The organism is Halalkalibacter kiskunsagensis, from assembly GCF_037027555.1.
GTDB classification, from domain to species: Bacteria; Bacillota; Bacilli; order Bacillales; family Bacillaceae_D; genus Halalkalibacter; species Halalkalibacter kiskunsagensis.
In genome coordinates this window covers 26,796-39,255 of sequence record NZ_JAXBLX010000002.1, presented here as the reverse complement: position 1 = coordinate 39,255, position 12,460 = coordinate 26,796, and the positions used below count along the sequence as shown (strand labels likewise).

The following is a 12,460-nucleotide window of genomic DNA, read 5'->3' as shown; positions in this document are numbered from 1 at the left end:
GACGAGAAAAAATAAAAGTTTTCTTAAGGAGGGTACAAACGTGGAGAATAAAAGTCTAGAAATCGTTGATAGGCAAAATGCTTTCAAATTGCCTCAAAAAATCGATCGACACCTAATAGGTTTATTTTCGGTTCTTGTCATCATTATGATTGTGATGTCATTTGCTTCAGAACATTTCTTTACCTCTATTAATCTTTTAAATGTTCTTCAGCAAGCCTCATTCGTTATGATATTGGCCTTTGGTATGACCTTTGTCCTGTCAACGGGAGGTATTGATTTATCGGTTGGATCAACAGTTGGGATTAGTGGCGGTATGACCGCCTGGTTACTTGCACAAGAGGTAAATATTGCGATAGCCATTATAGCAGCCCTTGTTGTAGGAATCATAATAGGAGTTGTGAATGGTCTTATCATTACAAAACTAAGGATATCTCCATTTATTGCGACGTTAGCAATGATGATTATCTTGCGAGGCATCCTTTATGTTTGGACTGAAGCAGTGCCTTTTAGGGGGTATATGCATAGCAATTTTGACTTTTTCGGTCAAGGACGTATTTTAGGTATTCAATTTCCAGTCATTATCGCCATTGTGTTACTTATCGGACTCCTGTTGCTATATCGTAGAATGCAGTTCGGACGTCATGTCTTAGCTCTTGGGAGCAGTGAAGAATCTGTACGTCTATCTGGAATCAAAGTCGATAAGGTGACGATTAAAGTTTACGCTTTATCTGGACTGACAGCTGCAATTGCAGGTATTCTCTTGGCTTCACGACTCACGACCGTCCATCCTGAAATGGGAAAAGGGTATGAATTAGAAGCGATCGCAGCGGCGATTATTGGTGGAACGCTTTTATCGGGCGGAAAAGGTACTTTAATCGGAACGGCACTTGGAGCATTTCTATTATTTATTATCAAAAATGCCATGAACCTAAAAAACGTAGATCCATATTGGGAAACGATCGTTGTAGGGTTGATTATTCTTCTTGCCGTAGCTGTGCCGATTGTGACAAATCTATTTAATAGAAAGAAGGTAGAAAAAGCAGAGGCATAGATGATATATGGTTTTGCTAAACATGATAATCAATATTTATTTATTTATTTATTCACAAAGATGAAAGAATATTTGCTAAAAACTCATGCTGTGTTACTTGAAAGGAGGTGAATAACCACAAGTAAATGGCAGCATATCAAATAAATTTTAGGAGGTTCGAAAAAAGTGGTAATTAAAAATGCAGGTTTGAAATTGTTAGTATTAGCTCTGTTAGCAATTATTATGGTTTCAGGTTGTAGTGATAGTACGTCTGAAGCAAATAGTACAACAGAGAGTGACTCATCTGCTGCTACATCATCAGGTGCTGTTTATCAATGGGGAGATAATCAATTTGCAGAGCTAGTAAGAAATAATACTGAAGGCACTACACTTAAAATTGGCTTTGCACCGCCGGCGGCTTCTGAATTCTATGATATTATTGAGCACGGTGCTAATACGATGATGAATGAATTAAGCGATAGATTTGGTGTGGAAATCGAATTCCAAATGGCTGCACCGTCTGAGCATCAGTCTGTAGAATCACAAGTAGCAACAATTGAGAATTGGACTTCACAAGGCTATGATGCCATTTTGGTAAGTTCAGCAGGTGACTTTGATTCAATGAACGCCGTTTATGAAAAGGCTATGGCAGAAGGAACCATGATTTATATGTTTAATATGCCAGCTGAGATGTGGGATGAGGACGAACTGAAAGCCGTTTCGGTCATCAGCTATAACAATCATTATCAAGCAGGTTATCTAGTAGGTCAGTATGCAGCTGAAAAGTTAAATGGAGAAGGGGAAATTCTATTAATTTGGGGATTACCTGGACATTGGTCAACCTCAAGAAAAAATGGTTTCCTTGAGGCGATCGATCAGTATCCTGGGTTAGAAATTGTTGGGGAACAACGTGGAGACTATGTTCGAGATAAAGGAATGCAGGCAGCTGAAAACTTGCTTCAAGCTAACCCTGATGTAGATTTTATCTATGGAGAGAATGAGGAAATGGCTATTGGGGCTGTTCAAGCTGTGGAAGGTCGAGGTATGAAGCTTTGGGACGGTGAAGATGGGATTATCGTAGTAGGAGCTGATGGCCTCATGTCTGGTTATGAATCAATCAAAAATGGAAAGCTGACAGCAACTGTTAATGTTGGTCCTGTTGATATGGGGCGCGAGTTTATTAAGTCTGTGTTCATGCATCAAGTTCTAGGATACACGATCGATAAAGTTCAGAATGTGCCAACTGTTATTGTTGATGAAAATAACGTCGATGCGCTCGAAGCTTACACAGATTGGGCTCTTAATACCAAACGTTAATAAGCACAATGTCATTAAATTTTTTATAAATGAAAGTAGATTAAGCTGAAGAACGCTAAACTTAAAAGAGAGAGCGGGGAATGAAAAATGATTAAAGAAGCAGCATTAAAATGGTTACCGAATAAGTTTGATAATTTAGTACGGAATGGTCATTTCCAAGGACCAGGTGAAACAATTACGAATGAAGAGTATAAAGCACGTGTCGAACTTGCGAACAAAAAAATTGAAGAAGAAGGCTTAGATGCGTTAATTGTCTTCGGTGACTGCTACCGTATGTCTAACATTCGTTGGTTAGTAAACTATCGTACGATTGATGGTGTCTATCCGCAGCCGATGCTAATGTACCTAGTTCCTGGACGTGACCCTGTGTTATTTCTTCCATCAAGTGAAATTCCATCTGCTCACGGAAGCTCAGCAATGAAGGTGCTAGGAGGAGACATCCGAGAAATACGTTCAGAGTGGGCTCCATTCTTAAAAGAACGTGCTGCCACAGACAAACCAAAAAAAGTAGGCTTAAGTGGATGGGCGTTTATGGATTTAGAATTCTGGTTCCCAATTAATGAGGCACTATCTGGTGCAGACATCCAACGTTCAACCATTATCGAGAATTTAAAGTCTGTTAAAAATGATGCGGAAATCGCCTCTATGAGACGTGCAGCTCGGGTAAGTGATGCTGGGATTAAAATGCTAATGGATTTATTGCGTGATAATGAAGGAATTACGGAATTAGAAGCAACATCTTTAGTCTATGCTGCGATGTTTGCAAATGGTGGACATAGTATCGCTTATGACATCATGATTCAGGCAGGCGAACACACAGATGTACTATTTAAACGTCCGACGGAACGCCCAATTCACCGTGGTGATCTTGTTATGATGGATTACGGTATTCGTGTAAATGATTACGCTTCCGATAATGCTCGTACCATTTGTTATGGGAATGTGACAGATGAAGCGAAACGCATCATGGAAGCTTGTTCACTAGGCTATGAAGATTGCTTGCAAAAAATCCATGCGGGAATGACGGGAATTGAAGCCGATCGAATCATTAAAGAAGCGTTCCAAAAATATGAGGTAGAGCAATATTTGGTAGAAGTAAGTGAAGGACGTACGGGAGCTCATGCAACAGGAATGGACCCTGAAGAAGAAATTCCGGAAATTGGACCAGCCTGCGACAATGTTTTACAAGAAAACCAAACCTTCGCATATGAATTATCTCTAATCGTACCTGGAGTCGGTGGTGTACGTACAGAGGACCAAGTGATCGTACGTAAGAACGGATTGGAGCCGTTGCATACGTTTAATCGATTCTTATATGTAGATTAAATTACAATCTCATAATCTAGCAATAGACAGGAACAGATTTGTTTTCTTCTCTAAAAAAAGAAGGAAACGGTCTGTTCCTTTTGCAATTCAAGCCTTAAAGTGTCCAAGAAAACCATACTTGTCTTACCCTGCTAGCCGTAAATTTAATCTTAAAAAGCTTGGTAAGGTGCTATTACAGACATAAACCATCCATTCTATGGGAACAGTGTTCAAGGCTTACAAGTGCTTTTTTCATCCGTTATCATTTTCTTACATACAAGCTTTTATGGACGTTTTTGGGTCTGGTCGTTCACTAATTTTAGGGAGAAATCCAGTGTGATGTATAGCATTTTGAAGACTTAAAAAGGCCTAGGTTATTTAAAAGTTTGAATATTATCATCTATCAGATTATTATCCCCCCTAACAAAAGATTGTCTACTTATCCCAATAACTGATGTGAGATATAGTATAGATGTAGCCGAAAGAAGTAAGTATTTTAGCAACAAGTAAAGGGGGGATCCTACAGAAACTATAGCGGGTTAAAATCAAATATCTTAATGGATCTAGTAAAATAGTAATTCTTAATTAAGAGTCAGGTAGAGCGCATAACAACAAGAAACACAAAAAAATTTCTGTTACGGCTACTTGAAAACGTTTCCTTTTACAGTGTGAAGAAAGAATGCATGATAGTTAAAAAAAGAAGAGCGAGAGGGGAATAAAATATGATTAAAGAAGCAGCGTTAAAATGGATACCAGAGAGGTTTGAAGAATTAGTACGTTATGGCCATTTCCAAGGACCAGGTGAAGCAATTGCGAATGAAGAGTATAAAGCACGTGTCGAACTTGCGAACAAAAAAATTGAAGAAGAAGGCTTAGATGCGTTAATAGTATTTGGTGACTGCTACCGTATGTCGAACATTCGTTGGTTAGTAAACTATCGTACGATTGATGGTGTATACCCGCAGCCGATGCTAATGTACCTAGTTCCTGGACGTGACCCAGTCCTATTTCTTCCATCAAGTGAGATCCCATCAGCTCACGGAAGCTCAGCAATGAAGGTGCTAGGTGAAGACATCCGAGAAATCCGTTCAGAGTGGGCTCCATTCTTAAAAGAACGTGCTGAGAAAGACAAACCGAAAAAAGTAGGAATAAGTGGCTGGGCGTTTATGGATTTAGAATTCTGGTTCCCAATTAATGATGCACTTTATGAAGCAGATATCCAACGTTCACACATTATCGAGAATTTAAAGTCTGTTAAAAATGATGCTGAAATCGCTTCTATGAGACGTGCAGCTCGGGTAAGTGATGCAGGGATTCAAATGCTAATGGACCTATTACGCGATAGTGAAGGAATTACGGAATTAGAAGCAACATCTTTAGTCTATGCAGCAATGTTTGCGAATGGTGGACATAGTATCGCTTACGACATCATGATTCAAGCAGGTGAACACACAGATGTACTATTTAAACGTCCGACAGAACGCCCAATTAACCGTGGTGATCTTGTCATGATGGATTACGGTATTCGTGTAAATGATTACGCTTCTGATAACGCTCGTACCATTTGTTATGGAAATGTAACGGATGAAGCGAAACGTATCATGGAAGCTTGTTCGCTAGGATATGAAGATTGCTTACAAAAAATCCAGGCAGGAATGACAGGAATTGAGGCCGATCGAGTCATTAAGGAAGCCTTCCAGAAGTACGGAGTAGCTGAGTACTTGGTAGAAGTTAGTGAAGGCCGTACAGGAGCCCATGCAACAGGAATGGATCCTGAAGAAGAGATTCCAGAGATTGGACCAGCCTGCGATAATGTTTTACAAGAAAACCAAACATTCGCATATGAACTATCTCTAATCGTACCTGGAATCGGTGGTGTACGTACAGAGGACCAAGTAATCGTACGTAAAAACGGATTGGAGCCGCTTCACACCTTTAACCGATTCCTATATGTAGACTAATTTTACCATAGTATGGTTTCGTCTGCAATAATCAAGCTGAACCAAGAATAATCAATTGATAGTAGGTTGTGAAGGCACAGATAGGTAATCCACGATCAATATGAAGTGGTGGCAGCCGATCTGTGCCTTCTTTTTACCCAACCACTTACTTCATTTTAATAGTTATGTGTTTTGAAGAGAAAATATAGCTCTGTGAGGTGATATTAGTTGGACAAATTGTATGGATCGATTCTTGTTTTACTTTCTGCTGTTTGCTTTGGAATAATGGGAATCCTTGCAAAGTATGCATACGCTTCAGATGTTAGCATTGGTACTCTATTATTTTTTAGATTTTTCATTGCGGCACTTTTGTTTTGGTCTTGGATTTTATACAAACAAATTCCGTATCGACAGCCTTTAAAACAAATGATCACGTTATTTATGATGGGGACAGGAGGATATGCGCTGATGGCTATTCTTTTGTTTACATCCTATTCCTTACTGCCGGTATCATTAGCCGCAATGGTGATGTATATGTATCCTGTTTTTGTTGTAATTTTGACTAGTTTATTGTATAAGCATTCGATTGAAATATCTAGATTAATGGCTATCCTCTTTTCCTTAGCTGGACTTTATTTTATTCTAGGTACAAATTTTAATCAAATTAATATACTAGGGATCGTGTGCGCACTCGGTACTGCAATGGTGTATGCTCTTTACATTGTACAAACGGAAAAGATTCAAAATCAATTGAGTCCATTCCTTAGTTCTGCTTATGTAACAAGCTTTGCGGCGATAGCGTTATTTTTATTTTCAATGGTCAGACAGGACTTTTCGTTAACGATTAGCTCTGTAGGATGGTTTGCGATATTTGGAATAGCTTTTTTTTCAACTTTTGTATCGATTCTCACCTTTGCAATGGGGATTGAAAGGGTTGGGAGTTCTAAGGCAGCTCTTTTAAGCATTTTTGAACCCGTTGTGACGGTCATGTTTAGCTATTTCTTATTCCAAGATATTCTTGGTCCAATGCAAAAAGTTGGGATCATTTTAATTTTGGTGAGTGCCATGTTAACGCATGTTAGTAGAAGAAAAATTCAGCCTGCTAAGAATTTAGAGAGCAGTATGTAGGTGCTGGTCACTACCCTTAATTTTGGATCGTGGGAAATAATTTAAGGAGAGGTAATATGTTGCAAATATCGAATGGTGATTTATTAGAAGCATATGAAAAGGCTGTTGATATGAATCTAGAAAGTAGTTTTATTGAATTGTTTGAAATTGAATTACTACTAAGGGATTGGGATGGTGCCTGTGAATTAACAGTCCCAGTCACCACCAGAGATTTGCCGAAAAGTATGAAGAATTAATCTGTACCTCTTCTTTATTCATAAGCTGCCTAGCGGTTTCGGTTCAACAAGAACTCTAATCAATAATTGGTATAAAATAATGATTTGAACAAACAGAGGTAGCTAGCGCTATCCGATACAGCTGGAAATTTAGAAAGAAAAAGCAATGTATTTTTATTCAATAAACAAACTTCTTATATCGCCGCGATACGGATAATCCTCAAGCCGAACCAGCGGATATAAGCGAATATATACTAAGAAAAAGTTTAGGAAAGTGATGTAATGGTTGGAGAATTTTGTGCATGTAGTTCAAAAAGATAATCCTCTACAATGGATAAGTGGAATCATCTATACTTGACCGTTGTAGAGGATTTTTTAATTGTTTTAGCTAGTAGATATTAGAAGCATTGTAAACTAAGGTAACAAAATTAAAGTGAATTTTTGCACGTTTCCCTGTGCGATTTCTAACATTAAGAAAGGGTCTGAATCTGAGAATGTCAATTCAAACCAATTAATAGAAGAAATCGCTATACCCTTAAAGCTATAAACCTGCACAGTGGTCTTTTAAACAGTACAAGTTTTGTTGAAGATACTACAGTTACATACATATAGGAAATTAAAAACAGCACTTGAATAATCAGGTGCCCAGTTTAAACTTAATAATCTGTTCTTGGTAAAAATAGGCTTTCGTAAATAGTTTCCCTTTTTTCTGATTACAATCACATCGATTATACAAATACAAACCCAATTACTTACTCTCCTTTATCAAAGAAGCTATAAATTCCTATTTTTTATATTCGTATTCATATCTACTGATTGCGTTGCATGAATAAAAAGACTTAAAAGCTGTTAAGTCTCTTTAACTTACTCTCAATCTGTGAAATTTTAATTAATTGTGAGTATTTTATGGAGTTAAGACAAATGGTTAAATATGTAAATTTAACAAAACTTTATATCAGTTGGTATTTTATTAATAAAACCATTTGAATTGGGGGAAAAGTAAAAATAGAACTAAATTTAAGGGAGTAAATAATGAAAAAGGGAAAAGAAGTCATTAGCCGGAGCCAATTATTTGCAATGATTATATTATTCAATTTCGGCACTGCACTAGTTATTCCAATCGGTTTTCAAGGGGAGCGAGGAGTATGGCTCGCAATTCTTCTCGCTATACCAGGCGGGGTGTTACTCTTCCTATTATTTGACTACCTGTTTCGGGCGTATCCAGATTTAATCCTTAGCGGTTATATGAAAAAAGTTTTTGGGACGTATATCGGTTGGAGTCTGAGTCTTCTGTATATTGGTTTTTTTATTTATATTTCTGCTAGAAACTTACGCGAAGCTGGCGATTTGCTCGTCTCTGCTGCGTATGACCAGACACCGCTTATTGTAGTAGAAGCTGCTATGATTGTGGTCGTCATTTACATCTTATATAAGGGACTCGAAGTATTTTTTAGACTAGCGGAAATTTATTTGATTCTTATCTTTTCTTTAGGGGTAATAGGCAATGTTTTAATGATTTTTTCAGGAATCATTGACTTAAGTAATTTATATCCTGTATTTGGAGATGGAAGGTGGAAGACAACTTTAATAGCTGCTTATCCTTATATTTTTTTATTTCCATTCGCAGAACTTATTTGCTTCACAACGATCTTTCCTAATATCAATCGGGTACAACAAGTAAGAAAAACTGGAATATTGGCTATTTTGGTAAGTGGTTTGTTTCTAAGTTGGACCCATGGTGTCGAAATAGCAATACTTGGGGAAGAGATTTACTCTCGATCGACATTTCCTTTATTAACAGCGATTGGTTTCGTTAATATTGCAGAATTTATTCAACGAATTGATGCTTTGGTCATTCTTACCTTGATTATTGGTGCTTTTTTTAAGATGACCGTATACGCTTATGCTTCAATGGCTATCGCAGCAGATATCTTTAAAGTATTAGAACAGAGAAAACTTGCATACCCGGTAGGAGTTGTGATTCTTTTTATATCCAATATGTCGGCATGGAGCTTTCCTGAGCATGCAGAGGAGGGGCTCATTGTTTTACATTGGTTATTGCCTACATTTGGTGTAATAATCCCATTGTTTCTTTTAATCGTCCATTGGTTAAAAAAGGTTAAGGGTTTTCAAGTTGATAGGAAACTATAAGATACCTCTATATGACAAGAAGGGAACCAGATTAGGAACCAGGAGGTGAATCATGGATTATTGGAATCGGTTTCGTAGATATAATAGGGAGGACAAAGAAAGAAATCAAAAGAGAATGAAAAAAAGCAATGAGAGTGATTTTTTTTCTATTAATTTGCATGATAATATTCAATATATTAAAAAGCTCCTCGGAAATAGCTCTGACATTATTATTCGCGAATTTGTATTAGGAAGCTCTACTCAAGCAGCGGTGTTATATATTGAAGAATTAACGAATCAAGAATCGGTAAATGAGTTTATTCTTAATTCGTTAATGAGTAAAGCAGATAAAGAAATATTTGATCGCTTTTCTTTGAGCCAAGAAAAATTTGAGTTTCTTTATGAACACTCAGTAACGATTGGAGAAGTTGAGGTTCTTAAAGACAAGAATAGTGTCATTTTGTCGCTTCTATCAGGCGAATCGCTTCTGATAATCGACGGTTGCTGTAATGCTCTTGCTTGTAATACACCAGGAGGAGATTCGAGAAGTATTGAAGAGCCATCAAGTCAGGTGGTTATTCGGGGGCCAAAAGACGGTTTTACCGAATCCATTGGAACAAATGTTTCACTTGTACGTAGGCGAATTAAAAGCCCGAACCTGTGGTTAGAAAGAATGAAAGTGGGACATGTAACCCAAACTAGTGTCGCAATCATGTACATCAAAGGCATTGCCAACGATGAGATCGTTGAAGAAGTAAAAAGCAGACTTAATGATATTCAATTGACTTTATTTTGGAATCTGAAAACATAGAAGAATTAATTCAAGATGAAACAAATACAGCATTCCCGACATTACTAAACACAGAGAGACCAGATATGACAGCTGCTAATTTACTGGAGGGCCGAATCGCAATTTTTGTCGACGGGACACCGTTTGTTTTAATAGCTCCGGTCACATTTTTTACGTTTTTCCAAACTTCAGAAGATTACTATCAACGTTTTGAAGTGGCAACTGCTATTCGCTTTTTAAGATATATAGCTTTTATCATTTCTTTATTTGGACCTTCCATATATATAGCAGCCATTACGTTTCATCAGGAAATGATCCCGACGGCGCTATTATTGAGTTTAGCTTCACAGCGAGAAGCGGTTCCTTTCCCAGCTTTTATTGAAGCTTTAATTATGGAATTTACCTTTGAAATTTTGCGTGAGGCAGGGGTTCGAATGCCGAGGGCAATCGGTCAAGCAGTATCAATTGTTGGGGCTCTTGTTTTGGGACAAGCTGCCGTAGAAGCTGGAATTGTATCATCCGCTATGGTGATTGTTGTAGCCTTAACGGGAATATGCAGTTTTACGATGCCGATGTTCAATATGGCTTTTTCTATTCGTTTGCTCCGTTTTATTATGATGGCATCCGCCGCAGTGTTAGGTTTCTATGGTATCGCTCTTTTAAGTCTCATGATTATCGGTCATCTATGCGGACTGCGCTCATTTGGGGTTCCGTATATGACTCCTTTTGCTCCTTTCGTTTCTGATGATCAGAAAGATACACTATTCCGTCTACCTTTAAATATGTTTTATTCAAGGCCGGAGTTCACTAGTCAAAAGGGTAGTACTCGTTTTATGGAAAAAAATCAAACTCCTGAAAAGTAAGGAGGTAGGAAAGTGTCCAATGAAAAGATTAGTACTCGTTTTTTTCTTATTGTTTTTGGCAGTAATGCTTATAGGCTGTTGGAATAACAGAGAACTAAGTGATCTAGGTATTGTGATGGGAATGGGGATTGATAAAGTACCAGAAACAAATGAATTTCGGGTTTCTTTTCAAGTAGTTAATCCGGGTATAGGATCTGTTGCGATGAACGGAGGAGGAGAGGGAGTACCGATAATTGTGTATTCAGAAACAAGTCCTACACTTTTTGGTGCTGTGCGAAAAGCATCCCAAAAAGTTTCAAGGCAGTTATTCTTCGCACATTCTCAAATTGTGATTATCGGTGAAGAATTGGCGAAAGAAGGAATTGATCCGTTGTTTGATTTTTTAGACCGAGCACCTGAATTACGACTTAACTCAAAATTGCTTGTTGCAAGAGGGACAGATGCGACTTCTATTTTAAAAATGTTAACACCCTTAGAGGATATCTCCGCTAAAGCTTTGAATAAACGTGTAGATATTTCCTCAAGTATTTTTGGGAAAACTATAAATGTAAATATTGCAGATACGATTAGAAAACTTATGGGTGAAGGAGAGCCTTCAATAAATGGGATTCAAATTGTAGGACATCCAAGTCAAGGGATACTAAAATCTAACTTGGAACAAACAGAGTTGGGAGCCTATCTTCAGCTTAAGGGAATTGCCTTATTTAAGGACGGAAAGCTTGCTTCCTGGATAGATGGCGATGAGGAAAAAGGGACCTTAAGAGTGTTGAATGAAATGGACGGTACAGTAGATAATATTGCGTGTGAAGGAATAAAAGAAGGTATTGCGATTGAATTAGTGAATTCCAAAACGGATATTCAAGTAAAAGTAAAAGATGGTCAACCTGTTTATTCTATTCATATACGTGAAGAAGGAGCTATTGTAGAAAGTCAATGTCCAATAGATATGAGTACGCGTGAAGCACTTATAAAGCTTCAAACTCAATGGGAGGAATTGACGAAGGAAAATGTTTTGAAGGCGGTAAGTGATGCAAAAAGCAAAAAAAGTGATATTTTTGGTTTTGCTGCCGAATTAGAGCGGGCAAAACCTAGTGAATGGGCTGAGTTAAAAAAAGATTGGCCGGACATATTCGCTGAAGTTGAGGTTAGTGTTAAAGTCGAAGCTTTTATTCGACGCATTGGTATGAGAGTCAATCCCCATCATCTTAAAGAATAAGGAAAAAAGGCTAATTATCGACTTTCCCTTTTATTTCCTTTTCTTTTTTGTCTTATAAAGGTTAATACAGGTATAATAAAAGGGATTGTAAAAGCTGTTGCCATGATTAGTAACTCTGCTATTGTCAAAACATAAAACGACTTGTGTAAGATAGTAATTGCTTCTCGAAAAGTCATACCTGCTAGAAGGTCTGCAACAATCAACATAGAAATACTAACAAAAAAGATAGCGATAAATACAACTAATACTCTCATTAAAATATTGCCCCCTAAAATGGGTTACTCTTTCATTATAAAATAAGCGTTGAAAATGCAGCGGAAAACCGATATCTTGTCTTTACGATCTCGTCTGTATAATGAATACTACAGTTTCCCTTACATAAGAACTTAGAATTATTTTATCCTAAACTAAGATGAATTATTTTAAAAAAAGAAATAAGAAGACTTCTAGTCATGAATCAGATTTCAAGGATTTCTCACTTGATTAAAGGCGATGTACGCGAAAGTAAACCTGAAATTGGATGAAT

General features: G+C 37.4%; 9 protein-coding genes and 1 pseudogene. 9 read left to right on the top strand and 1 reads right to left on the bottom strand.

Features of this window, described 5'->3' with window-relative positions:
• Positions 1-40: 40 nt before the first annotated feature.
• From SLH51_RS01390 to SLH51_RS01345, 9 genes and pseudogenes are all read left to right on the top strand, one after another.
• Entirely contained in the window at positions 41-1,051 is a 1,011-nt protein-coding gene (locus SLH51_RS01390) for an ABC transporter permease (RefSeq protein ID WP_335958529.1), read from the top strand.
• Between the two features lie 165 nt (positions 1,052-1,216).
• Entirely contained in the window at positions 1,217-2,347 is a 1,131-nt protein-coding gene (locus tag SLH51_RS01385) for a sugar ABC transporter substrate-binding protein (protein ID WP_335958527.1), read from the top strand.
• Between the two features lie 87 nt (positions 2,348-2,434).
• Positions 2,435-3,673: a M24 family metallopeptidase gene (locus tag SLH51_RS01380; RefSeq protein WP_335958526.1), complete on the top strand. Its 1,239-nt coding sequence runs from the start codon at positions 2,435-2,437 to the stop codon at positions 3,671-3,673.
• A 701-nt stretch (positions 3,674-4,374) separates the two neighbouring features.
• The gene (locus SLH51_RS01375; protein WP_335958524.1) at positions 4,375-5,613 is read left to right on the top strand and encodes a M24 family metallopeptidase; all 1,239 of its coding nucleotides are present in this window, start codon (positions 4,375-4,377) and stop codon (positions 5,611-5,613) included.
• Positions 5,614-5,820: 207 nt separating this feature from the next.
• Positions 5,821-6,720 (top strand): DMT family transporter, encoded by a 900-nt coding sequence (locus tag SLH51_RS01370; RefSeq protein WP_335958522.1) that lies wholly within the window; start codon positions 5,821-5,823, stop codon positions 6,718-6,720.
• A 56-nt stretch (positions 6,721-6,776) separates the two neighbouring features.
• Entirely contained in the window at positions 6,777-6,956 is a 180-nt protein-coding gene (gene sda, locus SLH51_RS01365) for a sporulation histidine kinase inhibitor Sda (protein WP_335958520.1), read from the top strand.
• A gap of 1,011 nt (positions 6,957-7,967) precedes the next feature.
• Entirely contained in the window at positions 7,968-9,086 is a 1,119-nt protein-coding gene (locus SLH51_RS01360) for a GerAB/ArcD/ProY family transporter (RefSeq protein WP_335958519.1), read from the top strand.
• A gap of 52 nt (positions 9,087-9,138) precedes the next feature.
• A pseudogene (locus SLH51_RS24385) lies at positions 9,139-10,718 on the top strand (spore germination protein).
• A gap of 19 nt (positions 10,719-10,737) precedes the next feature.
• Complete coding sequence (locus SLH51_RS01345; protein ID WP_335958516.1) at positions 10,738-11,934, top strand: Ger(x)C family spore germination protein; 1,197 nt, start codon at positions 10,738-10,740, stop codon at positions 11,932-11,934.
• 14 nt (positions 11,935-11,948) lie between these two features.
• On the opposite strand, the gene SLH51_RS01340 is transcribed toward SLH51_RS01345, so the two are convergent.
• Positions 11,949-12,188, bottom strand: coding sequence for a YczF family membrane protein (locus SLH51_RS01340; protein WP_335958515.1), 240 nt, complete (start codon positions 12,186-12,188; stop codon positions 11,949-11,951).
• Positions 12,189-12,460: the final 272 nt, after the last annotated feature.

What these genes read in the sequence shown, in the direction of transcription:
- SLH51_RS01380 (WP_335958526.1), top strand. Translation starts at nt 2,435, where the DNA reads ATGATTAAAGAAGCAGCATTAAAATGGTTACCGAATAAGTTTGATAAT.
- SLH51_RS01375 (WP_335958524.1), top strand. Translation starts at nt 4,375, where the DNA reads ATGATTAAAGAAGCAGCGTTAAAATGGATACCAGAGAGGTTTGAAGAA.
- sda (WP_335958520.1), top strand. Translation starts at nt 6,777, where the DNA reads ATGTTGCAAATATCGAATGGTGATTTATTAGAAGCATATGAAAAGGCT.
- SLH51_RS01360 (WP_335958519.1), top strand. Translation starts at nt 7,968, where the DNA reads ATGAAAAAGGGAAAAGAAGTCATTAGCCGGAGCCAATTATTTGCAATG.
- SLH51_RS01345 (WP_335958516.1), top strand. Translation starts at nt 10,738, where the DNA reads ATGAAAAGATTAGTACTCGTTTTTTTCTTATTGTTTTTGGCAGTAATG.
- SLH51_RS01340 (WP_335958515.1), bottom strand. Translation starts at nt 12,188, where the DNA reads ATGAGAGTATTAGTTGTATTTATCGCTATCTTTTTTGTTAGTATTTCT.